The 25,698-nt window shown below is 44.2% G+C and carries 24 protein-coding genes and 2 pseudogenes; 7 read left to right on the top strand and 19 right to left on the bottom strand.

Annotation, left to right across the window (positions count from 1 at the left end; all coding sequences use genetic code 11):
* Window positions 1-186 precede the first annotated feature (186 nt).
* Window positions 187-891, top strand: a complete 705-nt coding sequence (locus MOF34_RS01450) for a phenylalanine--tRNA ligase beta subunit-related protein (RefSeq protein WP_268398118.1) — start codon at window positions 187-189, stop codon at window positions 889-891.
* A gap of 314 nt (window positions 892-1,205) precedes the next feature.
* Here the strand turns inward: MOF34_RS01450 and mobL (MOF34_RS01445) are convergent.
* The 3 genes and pseudogenes from mobL (MOF34_RS01445) to MOF34_RS01435 all read right to left on the bottom strand — a co-directional run.
* A pseudogene (gene mobL / locus MOF34_RS01445) lies at window positions 1,206-1,553 on the bottom strand (relaxase MobL); the annotation flags it as partial.
* A 68-nt stretch (window positions 1,554-1,621) separates the two neighbouring features.
* Window positions 1,622-1,858, bottom strand: coding sequence for a relaxase MobL (mobL, locus tag MOF34_RS01440; protein ID WP_268398117.1), 237 nt, complete (start codon window positions 1,856-1,858; stop codon window positions 1,622-1,624).
* A 261-nt stretch (window positions 1,859-2,119) separates the two neighbouring features.
* Window positions 2,120-2,251, bottom strand: coding sequence for a hypothetical protein (locus tag MOF34_RS01435; protein WP_268398114.1), 132 nt, complete (start codon window positions 2,249-2,251; stop codon window positions 2,120-2,122).
* 226 nt (window positions 2,252-2,477) lie between these two features.
* On the opposite strand from MOF34_RS01435, the gene MOF34_RS01430 reads away from it, so the two are divergent.
* The gene (locus MOF34_RS01430) at window positions 2,478-2,942 is read left to right on the top strand and encodes a DinB family protein (RefSeq protein WP_268398113.1); all 465 of its coding nucleotides are present in this window, start codon (window positions 2,478-2,480) and stop codon (window positions 2,940-2,942) included.
* Between the two features lie 225 nt (window positions 2,943-3,167).
* Window positions 3,168-3,932: a sulfite exporter TauE/SafE family protein gene (locus tag MOF34_RS01425; RefSeq protein WP_003245643.1), complete on the top strand. Its 765-nt coding sequence runs from the start codon at window positions 3,168-3,170 to the stop codon at window positions 3,930-3,932.
* Window positions 3,933-3,968: 36 nt separating this feature from the next.
* Here the strand turns inward: MOF34_RS01425 and MOF34_RS01420 are convergent, their stop codons facing one another.
* The 13 genes from MOF34_RS01420 to MOF34_RS01360 form a co-directional block, all read right to left on the bottom strand.
* The gene (locus MOF34_RS01420) at window positions 3,969-5,462 is read right to left on the bottom strand and encodes an altronate dehydratase family protein (RefSeq protein ID WP_268398112.1); all 1,494 of its coding nucleotides are present in this window, start codon (window positions 5,460-5,462) and stop codon (window positions 3,969-3,971) included.
* Window positions 5,459-6,901 carry a tagaturonate reductase gene (locus tag MOF34_RS01415; RefSeq protein ID WP_268398110.1) on the bottom strand — a complete coding sequence of 481 codons (1,443 nt, stop codon included), beginning with the start codon at window positions 6,899-6,901 and terminating at the stop codon, window positions 5,459-5,461. Before MOF34_RS01415 ends, MOF34_RS01420 begins: the two co-directional genes overlap by 4 nt.
* 77 nt (window positions 6,902-6,978) lie before the next feature.
* A complete protein-coding gene (locus MOF34_RS01410; RefSeq protein WP_213401841.1) occupies window positions 6,979-7,980 on the bottom strand; it encodes a LacI family DNA-binding transcriptional regulator in 1,002 nt (333 codons plus the stop codon).
* A gap of 87 nt (window positions 7,981-8,067) precedes the next feature.
* Window positions 8,068-9,336, bottom strand: coding sequence for an MFS transporter (locus tag MOF34_RS01405; protein WP_368045752.1), 1,269 nt, complete (start codon window positions 9,334-9,336; stop codon window positions 8,068-8,070).
* Window positions 9,337-9,386: 50 nt separating this feature from the next.
* Window positions 9,387-10,223, bottom strand: a complete 837-nt coding sequence (locus MOF34_RS01400; RefSeq protein ID WP_019714062.1) for an SDR family oxidoreductase — start codon at window positions 10,221-10,223, stop codon at window positions 9,387-9,389.
* On the bottom strand, window positions 10,220-11,299 hold the full coding sequence (gene uxuA / locus MOF34_RS01395) for a mannonate dehydratase (protein ID WP_268398108.1): 1,080 nt from the start codon (window positions 11,297-11,299) through the stop codon (window positions 10,220-10,222). Before uxuA ends, MOF34_RS01400 begins: the two co-directional genes overlap by 4 nt.
* A 24-nt stretch (window positions 11,300-11,323) precedes the next feature.
* Entirely contained in the window at window positions 11,324-12,343 is a 1,020-nt protein-coding gene (locus MOF34_RS01390; RefSeq protein ID WP_268398106.1) for a zinc-binding alcohol dehydrogenase family protein, read from the bottom strand.
* 5 nt (window positions 12,344-12,348) lie between these two features.
* Window positions 12,349-13,362 (bottom strand): ureidoglycolate dehydrogenase, encoded by a 1,014-nt coding sequence (gene allD, locus MOF34_RS01385; RefSeq protein WP_268398105.1) that lies wholly within the window; start codon window positions 13,360-13,362, stop codon window positions 12,349-12,351.
* Window positions 13,363-13,466: 104 nt separating this feature from the next.
* A complete protein-coding gene (locus tag MOF34_RS01380; RefSeq protein ID WP_268398104.1) occupies window positions 13,467-14,846 on the bottom strand; it encodes an MFS transporter in 1,380 nt (459 codons plus the stop codon).
* A gap of 82 nt (window positions 14,847-14,928) precedes the next feature.
* Complete coding sequence (gene uxaC / locus MOF34_RS01375; protein WP_268398102.1) at window positions 14,929-16,350, bottom strand: glucuronate isomerase; 1,422 nt, start codon at window positions 16,348-16,350, stop codon at window positions 14,929-14,931.
* 199 nt (window positions 16,351-16,549) lie between these two features.
* Window positions 16,550-17,728 carry an NAD(P)/FAD-dependent oxidoreductase gene (locus tag MOF34_RS01370; protein WP_003220513.1) on the bottom strand — a complete coding sequence of 393 codons (1,179 nt, stop codon included), beginning with the start codon at window positions 17,726-17,728 and terminating at the stop codon, window positions 16,550-16,552.
* 39 nt (window positions 17,729-17,767) lie between these two features.
* Window positions 17,768-18,184: a DUF1641 domain-containing protein gene (locus MOF34_RS01365; protein WP_268398100.1), complete on the bottom strand. Its 417-nt coding sequence runs from the start codon at window positions 18,182-18,184 to the stop codon at window positions 17,768-17,770.
* Between the two features lie 392 nt (window positions 18,185-18,576).
* Window positions 18,577-19,074, bottom strand: coding sequence for a cupin domain-containing protein (locus MOF34_RS01360; RefSeq protein ID WP_268398099.1), 498 nt, complete (start codon window positions 19,072-19,074; stop codon window positions 18,577-18,579).
* A 129-nt stretch (window positions 19,075-19,203) separates the two neighbouring features.
* On the opposite strand from MOF34_RS01360, the gene MOF34_RS01355 reads away from it, so the two are divergent.
* The 3 genes from MOF34_RS01355 to MOF34_RS01345 all read left to right on the top strand — a co-directional run bounded on the left by MOF34_RS01355 (window position 19,204) and on the right by MOF34_RS01345 (window position 21,802).
* Window positions 19,204-20,178, top strand: coding sequence for a multidrug resistance efflux transporter family protein (locus tag MOF34_RS01355; protein WP_268398098.1), 975 nt, complete (start codon window positions 19,204-19,206; stop codon window positions 20,176-20,178).
* 119 nt (window positions 20,179-20,297) lie between these two features.
* Complete coding sequence (locus MOF34_RS01350) at window positions 20,298-21,050, top strand: phosphate ABC transporter ATP-binding protein (protein WP_268398097.1); 753 nt, start codon at window positions 20,298-20,300, stop codon at window positions 21,048-21,050.
* Window positions 21,050-21,802 (top strand): ABC transporter permease, encoded by a 753-nt coding sequence (locus MOF34_RS01345; protein WP_019714053.1) that lies wholly within the window; start codon window positions 21,050-21,052, stop codon window positions 21,800-21,802. The genes MOF34_RS01350 and MOF34_RS01345 overlap by 1 nt, the downstream gene beginning before the upstream one ends.
* Window positions 21,803-21,847: 45 nt before the next feature.
* Here MOF34_RS01345 and MOF34_RS01340 read toward each other — a convergent pair whose 3' ends face one another.
* Window positions 21,848-22,660 (bottom strand): uroporphyrinogen-III synthase, encoded by an 813-nt coding sequence (locus MOF34_RS01340; RefSeq protein ID WP_019714052.1) that lies wholly within the window; start codon window positions 22,658-22,660, stop codon window positions 21,848-21,850.
* A gap of 174 nt (window positions 22,661-22,834) precedes the next feature.
* Here MOF34_RS01340 and MOF34_RS01335 point away from each other — a divergent pair, with 174 nt between their 5' ends.
* On the top strand, window positions 22,835-23,023 hold the full coding sequence (locus MOF34_RS01335) for a hypothetical protein (protein ID WP_014113438.1): 189 nt from the start codon (window positions 22,835-22,837) through the stop codon (window positions 23,021-23,023).
* Window positions 23,024-23,064: 41 nt separating this feature from the next.
* Here the strand turns inward: MOF34_RS01335 and MOF34_RS01330 are convergent, their stop codons facing one another.
* Both MOF34_RS01330 and MOF34_RS01325 read right to left on the bottom strand, forming a co-directional pair.
* On the bottom strand, window positions 23,065-24,243 hold the full coding sequence (locus MOF34_RS01330) for a glycosyltransferase (protein ID WP_268398096.1): 1,179 nt from the start codon (window positions 24,241-24,243) through the stop codon (window positions 23,065-23,067).
* A 21-nt stretch (window positions 24,244-24,264) separates the two neighbouring features.
* Window positions 24,265-25,455, bottom strand: a pseudogene (locus tag MOF34_RS01325) (cytochrome P450).
* Between the last annotated feature and the right edge of the window lie 243 nt (window positions 25,456-25,698).

The raw sequence follows: 25,698 nt of genomic DNA, 5'->3' as shown, positions 1-25,698 counted from the left end.
GTGAAATTTTCTTACAAATATTTATTAATTTAAAATCTTTTTCTTGACCCTATAGTAACTAAAGCCTTTATTATTTATTTAATTTTATTATTGTGTTGAGAACAACTTAATTGATTTTTTATAAAGTATTAATTTAAAAAAATAATAAAATGACAGAACTTTAAAATTTTTAAAGGAGTTTTTAAGATGAAGTTTATAGTGGATTCGAATGTTTTTACAGCAATACCTAATGCATGCTTTGGCATTGTCGTTGCAAAAGGAATTGATAATACAAAATCTAACCCTATAATAGCTGATATGCTGGTTCGTAACATTAAGTCAGTGATAGAACGGTATGCTAATAAAAGTGTGAAAGAGGACTCTGCTATCCTTCCTTACCGTGAAGCATTTAAGAAGGTAAATATTAACCCTAATAAATATATGAGTTCTATTGAAGCTATGATAACCCGCATTAGTAAGGGAAAAGGTTTGCCTAGTATTAATCCAATTGTTGACCTTGGAAATTCATTATCATTAAAATATGTTTTGCCAATGGGGGCTCATGATATTGATCAAATTGAAACAGATATAAAAATACGCTTTTCTACGGCCTATGACATATTTACTCCTTTTGGTCAAGCTGAATCTGAGGAAATGCCTGAAAATGAGTTAGTCTATGCTGTCGGCAATGAAATTCGTACACGCCGCTGGATTTGGCGACAGAGTGAAATCGGAAAAATCACATCTCAAAGTAAAAATATATTCTTTCCAATAGATGGATTTAATCATACTAACTTGGAAGCTGTATTGTCTGCTAGAGCGGATTTGTCCAATATATGTCAAGATGTATTGGGGTGTAGAGAGGTACAAATCGGCCTAGTAGACGCAAATAGTTCAGAATTTCAACTTTGAATTAAAAAATCAAAAATTCAATATTCTATAATAGCTCTTTGACATTAAAATTACCTGATTGATCGTTGCAAAAAAAACCATCCACTATGCTTATTATGCATCCATCAATACTTTGAGAAAATAAGCATTAAAGATATAACAAAAGCTCAATATTACGCATTTATGGTTAATGAAAGTTCTAGCAAGAGTTGTTAAGTTCCTAAAGAATGCTTAAACAGTAAAACACTAGGGCTACTTGAAAAGTATGAGCTAATTCTTGATATTGTACATGATGAGAGGTTATAACATGGTCTTGAGCTTTTCTATTGGTTTACTTATTCTAGGATGTGCATAGGTGTAGACGCATATTTCTCTGCTTTTTTAGTATCACCATAAGTTCGTTTATAAAGATCAACTTCTTTATCCAGTTGCTTTTCAGATTCTTTGAACTCTTTTTTAAAATGCTTTTGAATATACATATCTGTCAATTTATCAATTTCCGGTCTTACATTTTTAATTCCATTCATGCTATACGCCCAGAGCCTTTTATCTTCTGGCAACATGCTATGAATTTTTTTAAATTGCTTCACCATATCTCGATTAACCACACGATTTTTCAGGGACAATAAATCATCGTCACGTTTTGTTTTTACAACTCTTTCTCGAATAAATTCATTCAGTTTTTCATTTCTTTGCTCCGGTCAAGAATCGTACTGGCTACTTTTGATTTCATGAAATCAATTGATTTTCGCTATCGGTTCTCACGCTCTCGAAAGTTATTTGTTTGAACAGTAGCAACATGAACATGAATATTATCCGTATGAATGGCAGCCAACCAAATAGCACTATCAGACAAACCTTCTTTTCTGATCATTTCATTCACTGCATTTCGTGTCGCTTGTTTCATTTTTTGTTCATCCATAAAGCCATCTTTTAACACGCCATTTTCTTGCAGCCATTCATTATCAAAAGAAATGACATCTGCCAAAGAATACTTCCTTTTTGTTGCGATTGTTCAAGAAGGGATTTTAATTCTTCTTTTTCTTTTGCACCTAACTTGTCATTGTTTGAAGTAAACTAGCCAGTAGACTTTTCTTCATTGCTCATATAATCTTGATAGTTTTGAAAATCGTTTTCGTTCGAATAAGTACTTCTTCTGTCCATGTAATTCAAATAATTATTGAAATTATTTTTTGAACCGGACAATAAAATAAACTTGGATTTAATTACAACAGCAGGTCTTACATAATTACTCATCGTCAATCAGCTCTTTCAAAACAGATACTAATTCGTCTAACGTGTTTGAGGTTTTTTCCATCATCAAGGTGTTAGCAATAAGCTGCTTTTCCATGCGATCAACATGATTATCTTTCATTTGCAAAATTGAAAAATCCTCAAACACGTTTTTAAGAAACTCGTTTCTGGAAATCCTTTTTTTCTAGCAAGCTCTTCGATTTTCTTTACTGCCGCAGGCTCAACATTCCTTAGAAGTAAATCCATTCCCTTTCCCCCCTTTCACGCAACAAAGTAGCATATTGCTTGTGAATTGATAACCGTTGATATAGGATGTCATTGCACCATAATTTTCACATATGGAGGAGATCATATTGAGCCAATCCAATCAAATTGTCAACCATTTTTTATCCCATCGGAACGTGACCAATGAGCTTGCTGAAAAAATCAGCAAAGACCATTACGGCTACAAACCGGCTGAAACGTCTATGTCAGCGGAAGAGCTTGTCAAACACATTCTTACGTCTTTCCACTTGTTTGCAAATGTCATTAAAGAAGGCAATGCGTCACCGTTTCAAAACAAGCAGGAAGAAACAGAAACAGATCTCAATGTTCTGGCAAAAACATACACAGAAAAAACGGTCGCTATCCTTGAACAGCTGACTGAAGAGCAACTGGACAGAGAAATTGATCTGACAGCCACTTTCGGCAGAAAAGTCACAGGCAGCGCCCTGCTTCAGCTTGCAATGGAACATGAAATTCATCATAAAGGCAACCTATTCGTTTATGTGCGGGAAATGGGCCACACGGAGCTTCCTTTCTATCAGCAGCGTATGTAATGCAAACGAGAAAAAAGATACCTGATTTGAGGTATCTTTTTTTATGCCTCCGCCTCACTTCCAGATTTCGTCCAGACACTCATTATAGGTCAAATGAATAAAGATATTGAGCAAACCAATATTTCAAGGAACTAACGCGCGAAAATTCAAAACATTTAATTGATTAACACGACCTAATCATATATAATCTGATAAAAATAGTCGGGTTTTCAGGAGGCCTTTATCATGAGTGTAAGCATCATATTGATGGGTTTGTTTGTCGGAGCCTTAGTCGGATTGACGGGAGTGGGCGGAGCGGCCTTATTAACTCCTCTTTTAATTGTCCTTGGCATTAATCCTTCCATCGCGGTCGGTACGGATCTTGTATATAACTCGATCACAAAGCTGTTTGGCGTTGCCTCCCATTGGCGGCAGAAAACAATTAACTTTAAATTGGTAAAATACTTAGCCATCGGCAGTATTCCGAGTGCGTCGCTAGCCATTGGCATACTGCATTTGTTCCCCGCCTTTCATCAGCATCAGGAAGAAATTATTAAGCACGCTCTTGGCTATGTGTTAACACTAGTTGCGATTTCAATCATCGTTCGTTTGTTTTTGGATAGAAAACTTCGCCCGAACCGATGGCAGCTGATGCCGCTTGAAAATAAGCGGGCGCTGACGATTCTTATTGGTGTTGTGTTTGGGTTTATCGTCGGATTAACTTCAATCGGTTCGGGGTCATTATTTGCAATTGCTATGATTTACTTATTTAACATGAAAGCGTCACAGATTGTCGGAACCGATATCGCGCATGCTTTTCTTCTCGTTACGGCAGCAGGCATTTTGAATGCAAGCTTCGGAAGCGTAGATTATATGCTGGCAGCTAATCTGCTTCTTGGCTCAATTCCAGGCGTGCTGATCGGAAGCCATCTCTCGCCTCGATTCTCTCCGCGCCCGCTGCAATTTATTATGGCGTCCATCATTTTGGTCAGCGGCTTAAAATTGATCTAATGAAAAAGGCTATCCTCCGGAGGATAGCCTTTTTCATTATAACGTCACACCCGATTTAAAAATGGCAAGCTCCCTGAAATCATTTTTTTCATGGTTCACAAGTTGACCGCTGGCCACTTCAATCATATAGTGGATAAACTCCCGCAGCACAAATTCCTCATGCACATCATCCTCTGCTAAAAGACCTGCGTTAAAATCAATCCAATGCGGCTTCGCCTCGTACAGCTCGGTGTTTGTCGCTACCTTCACTGTCGGGACAAAGGTGCCGAACGGCGTGCCTCTCCCCGTTGTAAAGAGGACAATTTGGCAGCCCGCCGCCGCTAATGCGGAGGAAGCGATCAAATCATTTCCAGGCGCGCTCAAAAGCGTCAGCCCTTTTGTCTTGAGCACTTCGCCGTATTTCAAGACATCCGCAACAGGAGAAATTCCCGCTTTTTGCGTACAGCCCAGCGATTTATCCTCAAGCGTAGAAATACCGCCTGCTTTATTGCCTGGTGAAGGATTTTCATACACCGGCTGATCATGTTTTATAAAATATTGTTTAAAATCATTGATTAAATGGACAATTTTATGAAACACCTCTTCATTGGCAGCCCGCTGCATCAGGATGGTTTCCGCTCCGAACATTTCCGGGACTTCCGTCAGCACCGTGCTCCCTCCCTGTGCGATGATATAATCTGAAAAACGGCCAAGCAGCGGGTTTGCCGTTATGCCGGAAAAACCGTCCGAACCACCGCATTTCAGTCCGATTTTCAGTTCAGACAACGGAATATCTTCTCGTCTATCTCCTTTAGCGGCTTCATGAATCTCCTTCAGTAAAGCAATGCCTGCCTCCATTTCGTTTGTCACCGACTGGGATTCGAGAAACTTCACCCGATTCAGGTTCACGTCCTGCAGTGCTTGCTTCATTCCTGCCAGCTCATTGTTTTCACAGCCAAGCCCTAACACCAAGACACCGCCGGCATTTGGATGGCGAATGGCATTCAGCAGAATTTGCTTCGTGTTTTCGTGGTCGTCGCCAAGCTGCGAGCAACCGTATTGATGTTTTAACACGAGCACGTTATCGAATGGAGAAATATCCCCCATTTCTCTGACAAAACGCTGGAGCATTTTTTCAGCTATCCCATTGACACAGCCGACAGTTGGCACAATCCATAATTCATTGCGTACACCGGCATCTCCGTTTTCTCTTCTAAATCCTTTAAACGTTCGGTTCTCATTTGAGTACGGATTTTCATCAAATCTCGGTGTATAGCTGTATGTTTGGATATCAGACAGGTTTGTTTTTGTATTATGGACATGAATATGCTCTCCGATCGATATATCTTGTGATGCATGCCCGATTGGAAACCCGTATTTGATGATGCTGTCGTTTTCTTTGATAGGCTGAAGCGCAATCTTGTGGCCTCTTTTTATATCATCCTTGACTTCAATCGACATGCCATCCGCATTCAGCCGCTCTCCCTTCGTGATATCCCGCAGAGCAAGAAGGACATTGTCTTGTTTATGAATCTTTATACATGACTTCATCGTACCTCTCCCCTTTGTGTACAGCATCGTTCAAGAGCCCGCTGCATGCCCAGCTCATGAATATGATTCAAGCCATCAGCGACTCTGTCAGTCAGCCCCGGTATCTCGTTCAGATCTGCCCCCCACAGCCGCTCTTCACCTAACACCCTTGAGGCAATACGAAGCATGTCTCCATTCTCCTGATGCCACACCTTTTTGAAAAATTGAAGAACAGCTGGATCATCCTGCAATTTCTCGTTTCCCTGATAAAAATACAGAAGAGCGCTGAAAGAAAACACCAAGCGTTCAGGAAGCTGTCCCTTCTGTTTAGCATATTCCTGAATGGTCGGCAGGTTTCTTGTTTTGAATTTGGAAACGGAGTTCAATGCAATGCTTTCTAGGTAATGCTTAATATACGGGTTTTTGAACCGATTCAGCACATCATCAGCATATTGAGAAAGCCCTTCCATTTTTAAAACAGGAAGAATGTCGTCAGCGATCATCTCTCTAATAAACTGCCCCACTTCCGGATGCTCGACAGCATCCCGCACAGTTTTCAAGCCGTATAATAAAGCAACTGGCGTCATTGCCGTATGAGCACCATTTAAAATTCTCACTTTTTTAATTCGGTAAGGGGTCAGGTCGCTGACAATCTTTGTATGAAGCCCGGCAGCTGCAAAAGGCAGTTCTTCCCCAATCCAATCCGGCCCCTCGATTACCCATAAATAATACTGCTCTCCCACAACTATCAGTTCATCTTGATAGCCCAAATCTACAGTAATCTCATCAATGCTGTCGACAGGAAAGCCCGGGACAATGCGGTCTACTAAACTGTTACAAAACGTGTTGGCATCATATATCCACTGTGTGAACCCTTCTTCCAGCTTCCATAGTTCTGCATAATGAAGGATTGTTTCCTTCAACTTTTCTCCATTATTCTCGATCAGCTCACATGGGATTATGACACACCCTTTTGCCTGATCTCCTTTAAAGGCTTGATAGCGAAAGTAGAGAAATGCCGTTAATTTCCCAGGGAATGTTTTTTGCGGCCGATCCTCTAAACGATCTTTTTCGTCACATACGATACCGGCCTCAGTGGTGTTGGAAATGATAAACCGCAGCTCTTCACTTGAAGCCAATTCTTTAAACGCTTCATAATCTGAAAACAGATCAATTCCACGGCTGATTGAGTTGATAATCATATGCTCGTTTACCGCTTCCCCGTCTTTCATTCCCTGTAAAAAAAGCGTGTACAAACCATCTTGCTGATTTAACCTTTTGATTTTCTCTGACCCTCTTGGCTGTACAACTGTGACGCTTCCATTAAAATCAGTGTGTTGATTCAATTGATCAATCTGCCAATCGACAAACCCTCGCAGAAAGTTTCCTTCACCGAATTGGAGAATTTTTTCAGGATACTGAGTATAGTGATCGTACACATTTTTATTTAGCTTCTGCACCTTCATTGCCTCCCTCTCTCACTTATGCACACGTTAACATTTTTCTGTATAAAGAATGCCCGCTGAAAAACGGGGCATCACGTGGTCAATTGTCTAACTGAATCACGCACCATGAATGCTGTATTTTCCAAGATTTTTTCCGCTTTTGTTTCCGGCTCGCTGATCAGCGACAATAGTTTTTGCGCGCCAAGCACGCTGATTTTCTCTACTGGACGCTTCACTGTTGAAAGCCTTGGCGTAATGTATTGCGAGAATCCAATATCATCAAAACCGATCACAGAAATATCATCAGGGACGCGCAGGCCCTTTGCGAATATCGCATTCATCGCTCCGATTGCCATGTCATCATTTGAACAAAAGACAGCAGTTGGAGGATTCGGCAGTGCCAGCAGCCGCTCCATCGCTTGAAAGCCGCTCTCCATATCGTATTGCCCTTTGACACTGTATTCATGTTTGATCGGAATATGATGATGAATTAGTGCGGCTAAGTAGCCTTCCTTACGCTGCTGGGAAGATTTAAAGCCTTCGATTCCCTCAATGATGGCGATATCTTGATGTCCGTTCTTAATGAAGTATTCTACAGCTTCCTGAGAGCCTTCTTTGTCATTGGACAAAATATTGGTGATGCTTCGGTCATCAATATCGCGATTCAGTACCACAAGCGGGATGTTTTTTTCTCGAATATGATAAATAAAAGAATTGTCAATGTCACTTTGGCTCATTAAAATGATGCCGTCATATCTCATTGGCGTAACGGAGTCATAGTTCTTCAGATCATCGATCCCGCGCACATAGAGATTGTAATCCTCACTTATGGCTTGGTTTACGCCCTTGATTGTATCAGCAAAGAAGCTGTGTGAAGTTCCGTTTGTGATGCTTGTAAAGAATAGCCCGATCGTATGTGACTTTTGCATCGCCAGGCTTTTCGCGTTTACATTTGGTGTGTAATTGAGCTGTGCTGCGAGCTCCAGTATTTTTTTCTTCGTATGTTCTTTGATGTAAGGACTGTTGTTGAGTGCTCTGGAAACGGTTGTGTGGGATACGTTTGCGAGTTTTGCGATATCTTTTATGGTTACCATCTAATTCCCTTCCTTATCATACCGGCTGCGATTATTTACTGTATATTGTATCATCAAACATACCGCCTCTCTCACTATATTTCCAGATTAATAAGACAACGGATTTTCCGATTCTGTTCCTGCTTGTTTGCCGATAATCGGACGAACAAAACGAATAACAGCTAGTGAAGCAAAGACAGCTAACCCTCCGGCAAGCAAAAATGCTCCAGAAAACGTGCCCGTTCGGTCAACAATAAAGCCGGTTAAAGCCGGGCCGATAATTCCTGCCGTGTTGGCAAGGAAATGCATAAAGCCGCCTACAGAACCAACATTGTTTTGATCAACCACATCTTGAATGACAGCCCAATAGATAGCGCCTGTCAAATAGAGAAAGAACACTGATAAAGCGACAAGTGTGACAGCGCTCGCAGTAGTTGTCACAAGCCCGGCGAAACCAATCAGGACCGCTGATGAAAACAAACATGAGACAAGCACCACCTTGCGAGAAAACAGCACACCTTTTCGGGCTGTTTTTTTGTACACATAGTCAGAAACAAATCCCCCCGCTGCAAGGCCGATAAAGCCTAAAATCCATGGAATGACTGTGATGACACTCATCGATTCAACACTTAGTCCCCGCTCTTCAACAAGGTAGCTCGGAAACCACGTCAAAAAGAAGAAGAGGATGTAGTTGTAAGCGAAAAAAGCAAATGCCGTAAACAGGACTGTTTTTTGCTTCAGGTAAAAGGTGAGCGGAATTTTTTCTCTAGGAGACGTTTCTGCCTTGATTGCCGGTGCATCCCCCATCGCTACTGGCGGCTTCTCTTTGACAAACTTGAACCAGAGCACTGCCCATATTAATCCAATAATCATAATGAGAACGAAGGATACCTTCCAGCTGAACGCGACTGCGATCATGCCGACGATCGGACCAGAAATGGCTCCCCCGAGTGGCGTTCCGCTGTTGGTCACACCGACAACGGATGCCCGCTGGGTCGGCGGGAACCAGTTATTCACCATTTTATTGATGGTCGCAGACAGCGGGCCTTCTCCCATACCGAAGAGGATGCGTATAATCAGCAGGCTGACAAAACCAAAGGCAAGGGCGACTGCTCCGCTGAACAGCGACCAAACGACCATGGCGACAAACAAGGTCAGCTTTGCCCCGTAGCGGTCAGATGCCACGCCCCCAAGAAAGTTAAAAATGGCATAACCAATCGAAAAACTGCTGAAAATCAAGCCCATTTGCGTGGCAGATAATGTGAGATCATCCTGAATAAAAGGAGCCGCAATGGAAAGCGCCGAGCGATCCAGATAATTAATCACTCCTGCCAGGAACAAAAAAAGGATAACGGGAAGCTTATCTTTTGAGAACATCTCAACCTCACCCCTATGTTGGTTCAGTTTCTTCTGTTGCGCTGCTTTCGTTACACGCCTGAATAAGCCATAAATCCTCCATCGACAGGAACGGTGATTCCGGTGACAAAACCGGAATAGGACTCATCCGCCAGCCAAAGAAGTGTGCCGAGCAGGTCCTCCGGTTTACCAAAGCGCTTCATCGGTGTTCCCGCAATAATTTTGTTAGAACGTCCGGTTAAGGTTCCGTCTCGATTGATCAGCAGATCATGATTTTGTTTTGTCAGAAAAAAGCCTGGGGCAATCGCATTGACCCGCAGCCCGGTTTCGGCAAAATGAACGGCCATCCACATGGTAAAATTATTGATCGATGCTTTGGCGGCACTGTATGCAGGAACCTTCGTCATGGGTGAATAAGCACTCATGGAAGAAAGATTAATAATCGCCGGTGAATCAGCCTTCAGCAGCTCTTTTCCAAACACTTGAGAGGCCAGAAACGCACCGGTGAAGTTGGTGGAGAATACAGTTGAAAAGCCCCCCTCATCCATATCAAAAAAGGATTGGCCTTCTCCCGCTTCTTCATATGTCTCCACATCGGTTATCGCGTCAGGATGATTGCCGCCAGCCCCGTTAATTAACAGATCAACAGAGCCAAGTCGGCCGAGGATGTCCTCCTTTGCCTGCACAAGTGACCCCCTGTCCAGCACATCCGCAGAAACAGAGCATGCTGTCCCGCCAGCCGCCGTAATCTGCTTCACGACCGCTTGGCCTTTTTCAGCCGTCCGATTCAATATCGCCACCTTCATGCCATGCCGGGCAAGCTCCCGGGCCATCGCTGAACAAAGCACGCCGCTGCCGCCAGTAATGACAGCCGTTTTACCAGCCAGGTTCTCATGCAGGGGGATCATACTTCCACCTCTTTTTTTGCCATTGCTTCATAGGCGTCCCACAGCCCGTTCAAATACATGATGCCTAGGGCCCGATCGTATAAGCCATATCCAGGGCGGCATTGCTCACCCCAAAGATGGCGACCATGATCCGGTCTGACATATCCTTTGTAACCCTGCTTATGCAGTTCTTCCATCACGCCTTTAATGTTGATTGAACCGTCGTTCGTCAGATGAGATGTTTCAATAAAATCGCCATTCTCAAAAATTTTCACATTGCGAATATGTGAAAACGGAGCGATGTCGGCATACGCCTTAGCGATTTCCACCATGTCGTTAGCCGGACTGGCTCCCATTGAACCTGTACAAAGGGTGATGCCATTAGACGGTGAATCTGAAATCGCCCGCAGTTTTTTATAGCTTGCCTCCCCTGTGATAATGCGCGGCAGTCCGAAAATCGGCCATGGCGGGTCATCGGGATGTATAGCCATTTGAACACCGTGACTTTCTGCAACCGGAAGAATTTCCTCCAAAAAGAATGATAAATTGTCCCATAGTTGTTCTTCATCAACCATTCTGTAGGCTGCAAACAGCTCTTTGATCCGGGCTAATTTTTCGGGCTCCCACCCGGGCAGTGTCATGTCAGATGCTTGCTCCACCGTCCGAATCAGCTCTTGAGGCTCAAGGCTCTCCACCTTGGCCTTTTCAAAAAACAGAGCGGTTGATCCATCTTCCAGTGAATGGAACATGTCCGTGCGTGTCCAATCAAAAACCGGCATAAAATTATAACAGATCACTTTCACACCAAATTCGGCAAGGTTACGGATCGTTTGTTTGTAGTTTTCAATATACCGGCCGCGTTCTTCGTTACCGAGTTTAATCGCTTCATGAACATTCACGCTTTCTACAACTTCAGCGTGAAAACCATAGGATTGAATATATTCGGTCTCGGCTCTGATTTCTTCTTTTTCCCACACGTCGCCGACAGGTTTTTGATGGAGAGCCCAGACGATGCCTTTGACCCCGGGAATCTGCTTCACGTGTTCAAGTGTGACTGTATCGTTGCCTCGGCCATACCATCGAAATGTCATATTCATGTGTACACCTCCGGTTTCAGTCGATTAATCAAATGTAATAACGGCTTTCCGCACCTGGTCTGGATGCTCCTTGATAAACTGAAATGCGTGATGGACGTCATCTACTGAAAATGTATGGGTCACCAGCCCGTTATGCGCTAACCGTCCTTTATTCAAAAGCTCTACCACCTTGGGAAACTGATTAGTCTGCAATCTCGATCCGGTTATCGTGACTTCTTTTTTTGTAATCGGCAGCTGAGAAATCTGTGCCGCTCTTTCATCAAATCCAAGCACAACCACATGTCCCGCGGGAGAAACGACCTCAACTGAAAGCTCAAAAGTCGCCGGCAGACAAACAGCATCAATGACTACATTGGCTCCTTCATTCCCAGTCCATTCGCGGATTCGCTCAGCAACATCTTCAGTTTGGGCATTCACGACAGCGTCGGCGCCGTTTTCTTTCGCAAATGTCAGCCGCTCGTTGTTCAAGTCCGTCATCATGACGGCCGCGCCCGCCAGCTTAGCCATTTTTAACACACAGATCCCGATGGGCCCCGCTCCCTGGATTAGAACGGTATCACCTTTTTCCACCTGGCCTCTCCACACTGCCTGGGCACCTATCGTATAAGGCTCAGCCATGACCGCTTCCTCCCAAGGCAAGTCCTTTGAGACAACGTGAAGCTGCCTTTCCGGAAGCACAATATATTCCCGCATGCCGCCATCTTCATGTACGCCAAACACAGAGAGCTTGGCGCAAACATTCGGGCGCCCTTTGCGGCAGGCGTAACACGTTCCGCAATAAGAAATCGGCTCAATCACAACGTGGTCACCGGCTTTTAGGCTCTGCACATTGGCACCAACTTCCTCCACTTGTCCCGTTACCTCGTGGCCGATAACTCTCGGGAGGGTCGCAAGCGGATTCGTGCCATGATAAATGTGCATGTCTGAGCCGCAAATCCCGACTCGCTTGACTTTCACGCGCACTTCATCATCCTTTGAAAGAACCGGCTTCTTCATCTCTGCAGTCAGCAAATCATACGCTTTTCGCACTTGAACCGCTTTCATTTATCTCACCTGCTTTTTAAGAATTCATACACGCTCCGAGCAATTGATATTCCGTGTACCTTATTTCTTTCTTCATGCAGCTGCTCGATCTCGCCGGGCACATACACTCTCTCGACTCCAGCAGCCGGCGGTGACTGCTGCAATTCATTGAGCATGGCATCCATCTGCACTAAAAACGTATCCCGGTCGGTAAAAAAGGAAGGGTTAATCGCGCAAACGTAATGTCCCAGCTTTCTTTTTTGATCAAGGCCGCTGTACATTTTGGCGATATGAGGGCCAAAAGCCGCGCCCGCCAGCAATCCGGAAAACACATCCACCATAATAGATAGGCCATAGCCTTTTGGGCCGCCGAAGGTTGAAAGGGAGACGACCTTGTAGGGATCGGTTACTGCTTCTCCGTTTTCATCGACTCCCCATCCCTCAGGAATGTCTTTGCCCTCTTCACGGGCCTGCAAAATCTTCCCAAAGGCCACTTTGGATGTCGCCATATCTAGGATAAATGGTTTTTTATGCTTAGCCGGGACACCGTAAGCAATCGGATTTGTCCCTAAAAAAGGAGACCTCCCCCCAAATGGAACAACGATACTGTCCGTATGCGTCATTGCCATCCCGATCAGCTTTTCTTCAGCTGCTTTTTGCACAAAATAGCTTAGCGCTCCGCAATGACTGCTGTTTACAGCCGTCACCATGCCGACTCCGTTTTTCTTCGCCATGTCAATTGCACGGTCTATCGCCATATCACAAATTACATGGCCGAAACCATCGTCTCCGTCAAGCACACCGGTCACAGGCCCCGTTTCTTTAAAAACAGGATGTGCTTTGGGATTGACCCCTCCCGCCCTTAGCCTGTTCACATAATGTTCTGTTCGCAGCACACCATGCGAATGTACACTGCGCAAATCGGCGTGCACGAGGACATCGGCTATTTTTTCAGCGTCTCGTTCATTCAAATGAGCACCGATCAGCTTGACCCGAACGAGTTCCTTGGCTTCTTCAGCCGGTATCGTTACCGTTTTCAATCAAGTGCCTCCTTTCTTGTCTGTTTTTCAGGCACACCTGAGCGAAAACCCTTACAAACACATTGTATTTACAAACTATTTTAAATATTCTCTATATAGAATTGTCAGCTCTTTTGATGAAGATCCTGAACAATCTGTGCATGCTGCTGGTCTGTGAGTTTATAAAGAAAGCCGATAATGATCATCGCTAATGCCAAAGCAATGGCCGGATACAGAAGCAGAAGCGCTTTGATTCCGATTAGCGCCTGTGCTGTCTGGACTGCATTCGGCACATAGCCGATAATCCCCAAACCGATTCCCGAGAGAAAACCGGACAATGACTGAGCAAGCTTTCTGGAGAAATTGAAAAGTGAATATGTCGTTGCTTCTTTCCGTTCACCGGATTTCCATTCGCCATAGTCAATAATATCGGAGACAAGCGCCCACGTAATACCATTTGGGATACTGATACCGATAAAGGCGATACTGGCTAGAATCGTAAACACATAAACGTTAGATGGCAGCATAAAGTTGATTAGATCCGCTGCTACACTGATGCCGAAGCCGATCATTGCCGTTTGTTTCTTTCCAAACACCTTGACAAGCTTTGGCAGAAATACGACGCCCAAAAAGGAAGAACCGATAATAATAAAGTTCATATAAGCCATTAATTCAACATTGCCCAGGTTATATTGTGCGAAATAGACTAGCATGGCGGATTTAATGTTGTATGCGGAAATTGAAAAAATCGTCATCAGGACTAGGGTTAACAGCGGTTTATTCGTAATAAATGTTTTGATGACAGATGAGAATGTTAATTTTTCTTTTGGCGCTTCCGATATGACAATGCGCTCTTTGCAGTTGCGGTAGCAAATATAAAACCAAATTACGCCGAGTGCGGCAAACAGGCCCATGACCACCGGGTAGCCGACCTTCGGATTATCAAACTTGACGAGCAGCGGCATTACGGCCACACTTGTGATAAACAAAGCCCCAAGTGATCCGATTTGGCGGAAAGTCGAAATAGAGGTCCGATCCTCAGAATTTTGAGTCATCGCTGCCCCTAATGAGCCATACGGAATATTCACAAATGAATAGCCGATGCCCCAAATCATATAGGAAGCATATGCATAAATAAGTTTTCCAGTTGTTGATACATTGGGAGACAGAAAAATAAGAACAGTAAGCACCGCAAGCACGATGCTGCCGATTAATATATAAGGCCTGAATTTCCCCCGTTTGCCGATATGTTTGCGATAATCAATAGATGAGCCCACAATTGGATCTATTATCGCCGCAAACAGCTTGCTGACTAAAAAAATGCCGCCGGCCATCGCAGCCGGGATTCCCGCTACATCAGTAAAATACTTTAATAAATAAATCTGGCCGAGATCAAACATAAAACCGTTGCCAAAATCACCAAATCCATACGAAATTTTCTCTTTCAATGAAAGCTTCTTCTCCGTTTCGATCGACACAACCTTATTTGCCAGTTCAGTTCGCATCTTACACCTCTGTGTCTTAAGAATTTTCGGGTAGTGACCCGCTCAGGCTGACACATAATCGCGATACTGAGCGGACATTTGGTTACACGTTTGCTTTCTCTTCTTGAAATTGAAAGTAGTGTTTCGCATTGTCATAGCAAATCCCCTGCACAATGCTTCCCAGAAGCTCCATATCTCGCGGCACTTCGCCGTTTTCCGCCCATTCCCCGATCAAATTGCAGACGATCCGCCTGAAATACTCGTGGCGCGTATAGGAAAGAAAACTTCTGGAATCTGTGAGCATACCGATAAAGCGGCTGAAAAGCCCGACGTTTGACAACGCTTTCATTTGATCAAGCATCCCGTCTTTTGTATCGTTAAACCACCAGGCTGTGCCGAATTGTATTTTTCCCGGGATAACACCGTCCTGAAAACTGTTGATCATGCTGGCGATGACATAGTTATCGTTTGGATTAAGTGAATATAAAATGGTTTTTGGCAGCTTGTTCTCCATCTCAACTGAGTTCAACAGCTTGTATAAAGGCTTAGCAATTTCTTCATCATTCATAGAATCATAGCCTGTATCAGGCCCAAGTCTCTTCATCATTTTTGTATTCGTGTTTCTTAAAGCGTTGATATGAAACTGCATCGCCCAATCGAGCTCCGCATACAAACCGCAAAGAAACTGAAGCGTATACGTCTTAAATTTCTTCTCATCTTCATAGGAAACCTCTGTTCCTTGTAATCTATCAGAAAAAATCCGTCCCGCTTCCTCTTTTGTCGTCTCAGCAAATACCATCGAATCTATGGCGTGATCTGACACTCTGCCGCCGGCTGAATGGAAGAATCGCACCCGTTTTTCTAACGCCTTTAGAAACTCATCGTAGGTTGTAATTGAAATCGCTGCGGCATCTTCAAGTGCCTGCACCCAATCTGGGAAGCCTTCACGATTGATCTCAAGTCCCTTATCCGGCCGAAATCCAGGCAGCACGCTGACAGGAAAATCTTTGTCTTCTTTTAATAATAGATGGTATTCAAGAGAATCGACAGGATCATCAGTTGTGCAAACGACCTTTACATTTGATTTTACGATTAGATCCCTTGCCCCGAAGCCTTCTCCTTGAAGCAGTTCATTCGTCCGTTTCCATATAGCCGGCGCGGATTGCTCATTTAATATCTCATAAATGCAAAAAAAACGCTGCAGTTCTAAGTGAGTCCAATTGTAAAGTGGATTGCCGATCGCCATCGGTACGGTTTCCGCCCAAGCCATAAATTTCTCCTCATCAGGCGCATCGCCGGTAATGTATGTCTCTTCAATCCCATTGGCTCTCATGATGCGCCATTTGTAATGGTCTCCATACAGCCAGGCTTCTGTGATGTTTTGAAAGGTCTTATTTTCATAGATTTCTTTCGGGCTTAAATGGCAGTGGTAATCAATAATCGGCATGTCTTTTGCATACTGGTGATAGAGGCTGACAGCGGTTTCATTTTTCAATAAAAAATTTTCGCCCATAAAGGGTTCCATGTCCTCACCGTCTTTCATTCTATTTCAAAATGTTAACGTTAACATTTTGATTTACTTTATTTTACCGTTATACAACTCTGGGATCAATCTCTTTTTTGAAAATAAAATGTTAACGTTAGCAATCAAAACAAAAAAAGACATTGCCGGAAAGCATCCCGAAAGGAACACTTTTGGCAATGTCCGAGTTCACAAAAAAGGATTAGTAAGCCAGGCTGAAAAGTCCTTTAATGTGAGTTAAGTAGCGTACGTTACTTGCTTCTTTCATCAAGGAAGCAGGAAGACCTTTAAGCGGTGTAGAATTTGCACCAATGATGGCAACCGCGTCTTTGCGTCCGAGGCTTGCAAGTGTACCAGAGTTTACTGGTTTGAATGTTTCAAGCGTTTTGCCTTCTAAGTAAGCGAATAGGTTGTAACCGATCAGCTCACCCATTTGCCATGCGATTTGTGCAGTCGGCGGGTATGGACGGCCGTCTGGAGCAAAGTAAACTGCGCTGTCTCCAGCAACGAATACATCTTCATGAGATGTAGATTGCAGGAAGTCATTTACTGTCGCGCGTCCGCGATTCACTTCAAGACCTGATTCACCGACTAATGGGTTACCTTGTACGCCGCCAGTCCAAACAAATGTGTTGGCAACAACTTTAGATCCGTCTTTCAGATCAATCACGTTTCCTTCTACATTTGTAACAGGAAGACCTGTTAAGAACTCAACGCCGCGTTTTTCAAGGCTTGCAGTCGCACGCTCGATTAGATCATCCGGAAGGACAGGAAGGATTTTCGGACCTGCTTCAACCAGCTTCAATTTGATTTCTTTATGGTCTACGCCGTATTTTTTCGCAAGGTTCGGCATAATATCAGCAAGCTCACCGACAAGCTCAACACCTGTTAAGCCGCCTCCGCCGATAAGGATTGTTGCATCAGCTTCGTTTTTCGTTTGAGAGTACTCGCGCACACGATCTTCAACATGTTGGAAGACTTTGTTCGCATCAGCAGCAGATTTCAATACCATGCTGTTTTCTTCAAGACCTGGGATGCCGAAGTAAGCTGTTACAGAACCAAGACCTACAACAAGCGCATCATAAGTTAATGTAGAACCGTCAGCAAGCGCAACTTCTTTTTTATCAACAGAGAAAGAGCTTACTTCCGCGATTTTAAGATCAATGTCTTTGCCTTTGAAGAGTTTTTCTAATGGCATTGCAACCGCTTTTTCAGACACGTTGCCTGCTGCAAGACGGTGTAACTCCGTAATGATTTGGTGAGTTGGGTATTTGTTTACCACAGTCACGCGTGCTTGTTCTTTTGTGTAATGTTTGCGAACTGTTAGAGCAGAAAGAACTCCGCCATAACCAGCGCCTAGAATGACAATATGTTTTGACATCGTATATCCTCCGTCCTTTATATCAATTTGAATCTGAGATTATTTTTGTTTTTCGTTCATGATTTCAAGGTAGCTGTTAGCAAAACGGAACAGCTTTTGAGCTTGAGGATCTTTCAGCATGCGCAACAGGCCGAAAAGACCAATCGTTTCGTTGCTTGCATCCGCGCGGTCTTTCGCTTCGATTGCAGTCGCAGCTACTTCTTTCGCTGTTTCTTTTACAGGCTCAAGCATTTCAGTGATCGCACCGACAGTGTCGCTTTTTAGCACTTCGTCAGTTGCTACAGACTGAGCGAAATCATAAGACTTCGTTAAAATATTCACTAACTCAGTCAGCTTTGGAAGCTGGTCAACTAAAACGGTCAGTGATTCTTGAACTTCCGGCTTTAACAGCTGATCGATTAGATCTTGCTGGCTTTGGCTGACAGACGCATTTGTTTGATCGATTGTTTCTGGCATATCCAATTCTCCTTTACTATAAGCAGTTTGCAGATTTTTTGTGGAAAGGGTAGTGCCTCTCCCTGGTCTCATGCTTGAAAGCATAAGAATAAGGATTGTGAATTCATGCACAATCATTTACAAAAATAAATGTTTACTACCCAGTTTTTCATCTTGCCATATTCAGTATTATTTTTATCTCAAAAATAAACAATTGAATAAGTCAAAAATCTTTTACTCTCTCTGAAAATAGCAAACACAAAAAACTCCAATTCGATTACCTTCTATATGATAACACTTTTTGAACAAAATTTGAACGTGAATTGCTTCGATTATGAAATTAATTTATATGGAGCTCATGTCATAACATTTCTCCGGCACTAGTTATTGACAATCTACCAATTTTCTCCCCTTCACTTTACCCATATCTCCAATAGAGGTTCTCTTTTTCCTGTAATCGGATCTTTCGCTGGCAATGACAACCGCTTGATCTGTTCCCTCGCTTCCTTCCGTTCACTCGGCTCTCCCGTCTTCATATCATAATGAACGCCTCCCGGATAAGCGCCAATGACGGTAAAATTGGAACTCGCGCTTAGCTTTTTATGGCCGACTCCAGCTGGAATCACGACTGCGTCACCGGATTTGAAAGGAATAGCGGCCCCTTTTTCTCCCCCAAATTGAATCACAGCCTCTCCCCGGACTGCAATCAGGACTTCATGCGTATTGCTGTGATAATGATGGTATGGAAAAACACTCCCTGACCAGCTGTTAGACCAGCCATGCCGATTGACGATCCGCTCTGCCTGACCGGTGTCCTTGAGTGCGTTTTGATACACAACGAGCGGAAAATCAGGGTGATTCGGAATCCTGCCATCATCCTGAAAAAAGTAAGTCTGTGTCCTTGGTACCATCAATGTCACCTCCATTTTTTGTCTTCCACATAAAGCGGTTCGCAAAACATGTTTATTTTCTGACGACTCCATTGATCTGTGCGATACCGAATAGTATAGTAAAAAAAACATGCCAGAATGAGGGATATCATGAAAGCAATCGTTATCGGAATATTGGCTTCACTCTTTTTCGCCGTTACCTTTATTTTAAACAGAGCGATGGAGTTATCCGGAGGCAGCTGGCTTTGGAGCTCTTCGCTGCGCTTTATTTTTATGGTTCCGTTTTTATGTTTGATTGTCATCATGAAAGGGACATTCACCCCTCTCTTACAAGAGATGCGGAAAAAGCCGTTCTTTTGGATCAAATGGAGCTTTGTCGGCTTTGTGCTTTTTTACGCCCCGATCACATTTGCAGCTGCATACGGTCCAGGTTGGCTCGTAGCCGGGACCTGGCAAATCACAATTGTAGCCGGCGTTCTTTTATCTCCATTTTTCTATGTCAAAAAAGACATGCCGGTTGGGCCGCAGCTCGTTCGGCAAAAGATTCCCCTTGTTTCACTTGGCACTTCCGTAATCATCCTGATCGGAGCGGCACTGATACAGCTTCAGCATGCAGAATCGCTTTCTGGGAAGATGCTGCTTTTCAGTGTGCTGCCGGTTGTCATTGCGGCTTTTGCCTATCCGCTAGGAAACCGGAGAATGCTCGAAGAATATGGGGGCCAGCTTGATACATTTCAGCGTGTGCTGGGGATGACCTTGGCAAGCCTTCCATTCTGGCTTATCGTAGCAGCTTACGGCTGGTGGTCAGATGGCCTTCCGACAGCAGGACAAACTGTTCAATCCTTTATCGTGGCCGTCAGCTCAGGCATCATTGCGACCGTTTTATTTTTCTGGGCCACTGATATGGTAAGAGACAATCCGCAAAAACTCGCAGCCGTTGAAGCCACTCAATCCGGTGAAGTGATTTTCGCGCTGCTTGGTGAAATTGTTCTGCTGTCAGGCGTTTTTCCATCCCTTTTATCATTTGCCGGTTTGTTCATAATTATTGCGGGGATGGTATTACATACCTTTGCTTCACAGCCGAGAAAAAGGAAAAAGAAAACACAGTCAAATCTGACCGCGTAGGCATCTGCCGGAGAATGGGTGAAAGCCTGTTCTCCTTTATTTTTACTACCACAAGGCATTGGTTTCACGTTATATTAAATAGAGTATCAGCCTACTTATACTGAAAGGTGATTATTGTAATGGAAGCAAATGATCAAACACAAAACATACCAGCCATCTCCTTCAGATCAGTCAGAAAAAGCTATGAACAAGATGGACAAGCTTATGATGTACTGCAGGATGTCACCGGAGACATTCAACAGGGCGCAATCGTTGCTGTTTTAGGCCCTTCCGGTTCAGGTAAAAGCACCCTTCTGTCCATGTGCAATTTAATGAACACGCCGGATCACGGCGAAGTGAAAATATACGGAAAGGAAATCAGGGATTGGAATGTCAATGAGCTGAGGCGAACGGCAGCTCTCGCGTTTCAATCGGCTCCCGTTCTTGACGGAACAGTACGTGACAACCTTAGTCTCGTACAAAGGCTGCATCAATCCCAGCTGTACTCCCCTGAAAAGCTTGCTTCTCTTATAGGGCTGCCCCCAGAGCTGTTAGATAGAAGCGCCAAGGACTTATCGGGCGGACAGCGGCAAAGACTGTCACTGGCCAGAACACTCGCAAATCCTTCCTCTATTTTATTGCTGGACGAGATCACGTCGGCCTTGGACCCTGTGTCTGCTCTTGAGATTGAAGAACTGATCAAACGTCAGCATCAAGAGAAAAAATGGACAGTCATGTGGGTCACTCATAATATGGAGCAAGCAAAACGAGTTGCCGATACCATTTGGTTTATGGCGGATGGCCGTCTGCTGGAAATTGCAGAAACGGATACATTTTTCTCCAATCCACAGCATAAAGCAGCTAAAGATTTCTTGAAGGGAGGAACCCGCTAATGGATTACCTTTCTCTCTCTTTAACGATGATCTTTGTTTTGATCGCCTTGTTTTTATCAAAATCCTTTAAAGCCGGCGTAGAAAAAGACATGATCATTGCCACCATCCGGGCGGCTGTACAGCTGCTTATCATCGGTTATGTACTGTCGCTGATTTTCCGCGGAGACCATCCTGTTTTTATCCTTCTGATGGTGCTGTTAATGCTGGCAGTGGCAGCGCAAAATGTCATCAAACGAAAGAAAAATACAATCGGTTCGTTTTGGAGAGTGTTTGCGGCGTTAGCAATTGTAGAAATTGTGACGCAGGGAATTCTCTTGTCTCTTCATATCATCCCGCTTACGGCCCGTTATGTCATTCCGATCAGCGGAATGGTCATCGGAAATTCGATGGTGCTTTCCAGTCTATTTTTAAACCGGCTCAGCTCAGAAGTCGAAGTTCGCAAAGAAGAAATCCAATTAATATTGTCTCTTGGAGGCACACCGAAGCAATCCATACAGCGTATTCTTACTTCTGCGATGAAAATGAGTATGATCCCGACGCTGGAAAGCCAGAAAACACTGGGGCTTGTTCAGCTTCCAGGCATGATGACAGGCCAGATTTTAGCGGGCGCGGATCCGATTCAGGCGGTCCGTTTTCAGCTCTTAATCGTGTTTACAACGATGGCGTCAGCGGCGCTGACATGTGTGATTTTAAGCGTGCTGACATACCCGTCATTATTCACCTCGCATCAGCAGCTGAAGCAGAATGGCTGACAGACAAAAGCCGCTTTCCAAGAGAAAAGCGGCTTTTTGTACTCGTTATTCCGTTTCTTCATAATACTTGGACAGTTCAACAATCATCGCGCCCATCCGCTCAATCTCCGGCGCAAGCAGTCTCGTGATTCCTTCTTCCCGCAGCGCTTCAGCAGTCACTTTTCCGACAGCCGCAGCGATGGCGCGCTCTTCGAATACCGCCTTCACCTCATTGATATAGCCGCGCTCCCTGGCAAAATCAAATAGGGAACGGACCTGAATTGCCGTTGTAAAACATACGGCGTCGACCTCACCGTTCATCAGTTCTCGGCATAACCGCTCCACCGTTTCCTCCTCTGGCGGGATGTGCTGATAAGGCAGAATCGGCAGAACAGACGCGCCCTTTTCTTCAAGAAATGCTATGAGGGCTGGTGCTTTTTCTCCATGTAGCTGCACCATGACTGTTTTTCCTGAAAAGTCGTAAGGTTCCAAGGAACGGATTAAGCCTCTTGTTGTCCCGTCTTCGTCCGAAGCTTCCGGTGTGATCCCAAGCTTTTTCAACGCAGACAGCGTTTTGTAGCCTCGGCATGCCGCTTTCGCTTGGCGAATGGCCTGCAGAAACTCGTCTTTCAGACCGATTTTCTCTGCCATATCGACAAGAGTCTCCGTGCCGATGCCTGTCGTGAAAATGACCCAGTCAGCTTTTTCCTCCGCAAACGTCCGCAAATCCGGCTCCACCTGCTTCTCTGCTAAGTAAACCGTGCCTTGGAGAGGCCGGATGACAGGAGTTCCGCCCTGTTTTTCAATGATCGTACTGATTTCTTCCGTTTTTCGGGAGCCCCCGATCGCCACTCGCTTTCCATGTAACCCTTTTCCCATAACCGTTTCTCTCCTCTTTGCATAGGCTTTTTATGTATACAAGTTTAATAAAGCTATTGTGGCGCAAACCAAGGGAGAAATCAAGATAAACCCAAGCCTTTAAAATCCATTTGAATACACCTGAAGCTTGCTGTAAGATAAACAGCAGACACGTTTACGAACGGAGGATCGATTATGGAAACAAAAAAAGAAGAATATGAAACAAAAGGCTACGATACATCGATCGTTTACGAATTTAACGAATATCCGGACGTCCGCAGCGGGCGCTGTGATAATTGTGATTACACACTGTTCAAAAGCTCTGTAAAAGGCGGTAAATTTCTTAGAGAATGCCGGAGATGCGGGATGAAAAAAAATATTTAAACAAAAAACCGAAATCGTATATTGATTTCGGTTTTTGTGATTTACTGCGGTACAGTAGATTTTTTCATAAACGATTCAATCTCAGCTGCCGCTCGCTCCGCTCCGCCTGCTTCTTTTACATCCTTTTGCATATTCTTGACGCGGCTGAGCACCTCTTGATCACCGGATACAGCCTGAACCGCTTGCTGCAGCCTGGAAACCGTCACTTCCTCTTTCGGCAAATAAACCCCAAGGCCTAATTCATCGACACGCTTAGCAGTGAGCTCCTGCTCATACATTTGCGGAATGACGACAAGCGGCACACCGGCATTCATCGCTTCCATCGTACTATTCATCCCGCCATGAGAAATAAACAAATCGGCTTTTGCCAACACCTCAAGCTGCGGCACACTTTGGCGAATGGTAAAGTTAGCAGGAATTTCATCCAGGCTTTCAGGATCAATCGTTTTCCCGACGGACATAATCACTTGCCATGAAGAATTCCGAAATGCTTCAATGCACATCTTATAAAACTCCGGCCATGCGTTAAACGCCGTTCCCAATGAAATGAGCATAACCGGGCGATCGTCCTTTTCAATTAACAGGCTTTCCTGTTCCGAGCGTTTTCCAAGGGATGGACCGACAAAACAAAAACGGTCATCGAAGGTCTCATGCTGAATCTGAAAAGACTTTGGCATAAAAACAATATTTAATGCTTCCGGCACAGCTAACTGTTCAAATGAAACATGCGGCAATTGCTCTTGCTCCAAGTAGGTTTTAAATTCTGCCTCTGCTTCTTTCATTTTTAACATCATGTCTTCATTTCCTAGCTGAAAGGATTCATTTTGGGCATATGAAGAACAGAGCTTGATGACAGGTACATGAAGCTTGTCAGCAAACAATTTTCCCGCTAGCGCAATAAAATCATAGATAATCAGATCAGGATGATCATTCTGATATAAATCCTCAAGCTGCGGCAGGATGCTAAGTGATTCTTTTAAGAGACTGATCGGTGTTTCATTTTTTTCCATCAGCTCCCTGATTTGCATAGGATCAATATTCAAGGATGTATGATAGATCAATGCTTCTGCACCGGCTTGCTGAACAGCAGGTGCGAACTCCTCAGTCGTCGCATATGTGACACGATGCCCTTTCTCACAAAGCTTCTCTACTAAAGCAAGCGTAGGATTGACGTGCCCGTACGCCGGTATATTGATTATCGAAATATGGTGCTTTTTCATCATTCTCAGTCTCCTTATCTATTAAATGTTCAGACGGAAGCTCTTTAATCCGTATATCACGCTGTTTTCAATCGGAGTGATACTGGCGCACTCCATATGAGGAAAAGCAGAAATCAAAGACGTTAACGCGATCGTTGCTTCAAGACGGGCAAGCGGTGCCCCAAGACAAAAATGGATGCCGTGTCCAAACGCGATATGCGGATTAGGATGGCGGTGAATATCAAACAGGTGTGCCCTGTCAAACTTCGTTTCATCACGATTTGCAGATGCCACAAAAGCCAGAATCATATCACCTTCTTTAATGAGGTGTCCACCGATCTCCGTATCCCGTTTGGCAATTCGCCTCAAAACCGGTGCAGGCGCCCTAAAACGCAAGGCCTCCTCGACAGCCTGAGGCATCAATTCAGGATGGCTGCGCAGTTCATCATACACATCCGGTGTTTCCAATATGCTGTACATCGCATTTGAAATCAGGTTTGTCGTGGTTTCATTCCCAGCCACCAGCAGCAGCGTACAAAACGGAACCAGCTCTTCTCCGGACAGCTTCTCGCCTGTTTCTTCCGCTTCCACTAAAATTGAAATGATGTCCTGTGCCGGTTTGTTCCGCTTTTATTCAATGATGTTGGCAAAAAACGCGGCCAGTTCTTCTTCGCACTTGTTTCGTTCTTCCAAAAAAGCTTTTTCAGCTTCTTCACTTTTATCCTTCGGCGTGCTGACCAGAAGATCAGACCATGTTTTAAACTGATCCATATGCTCCGAAGGCACTCCGAGCAACTCAGATATCACGACAACCGGTAGCGGATATGAAAAATCGTGAACAAGGTCAAACTCGCTTCGCCCCTGAAATGTTTGAATTAGTTCATCGGTGATTTCCTGAATTCTCGGTTCCCATTGCTTCATCACACGCGGCGTGAAGGCTTTATTCACTACAGAACGGATTTGCGTATGCCTCGGCGGATCCATGTTAATGATGGAATTTCCAATAGTGCTTGACTGCTGCGGCATATAACTGGAAAACAGCTCTTTATCCCCAATGACTTTTTTGACATCATCATAAAGAAAAACGCTCCACACTTGGTTTTCTTCATCAAAGGAAACAGGCGCATCCTTTCTCATCGATTCGTACCAAGGAAACGGATGATAAGCATCCTGTTGGTTTTTTCCATTGAGCAGCGCTCGCTGCAAGGCTTGCCGGCGGTTTAACACATTCATGCATTGTCACTCCCCTTGAAAGAATTCAGCAATTGACGTTCTTCTTCACCTCCCGCTTTCAAAAAAGAGAGGGACAACAAATATAGACAAATTCATAACAGCAGGCAGGCGATCAAGATGTCCGATGCAGGCATCATATATTCCCCCTCGAATTTCGTTCATCTTACCATAATCTTTCAATTTTTTTCTATTCTGCACTACCGTTTTGGCTCACAACGTGACCTTAGGCATAAGCATGCAAAT

This window comes from Bacillus sp. T17B1, assembly GCF_026796395.1.
Lineage (GTDB): Bacteria > Bacillota > Bacilli > Bacillales > Bacillaceae > Bacillus > Bacillus spizizenii_A.
Note: the sequence above shows the minus strand (reverse complement) of the source record. Positions and strands in the feature narration are given on the sequence as shown.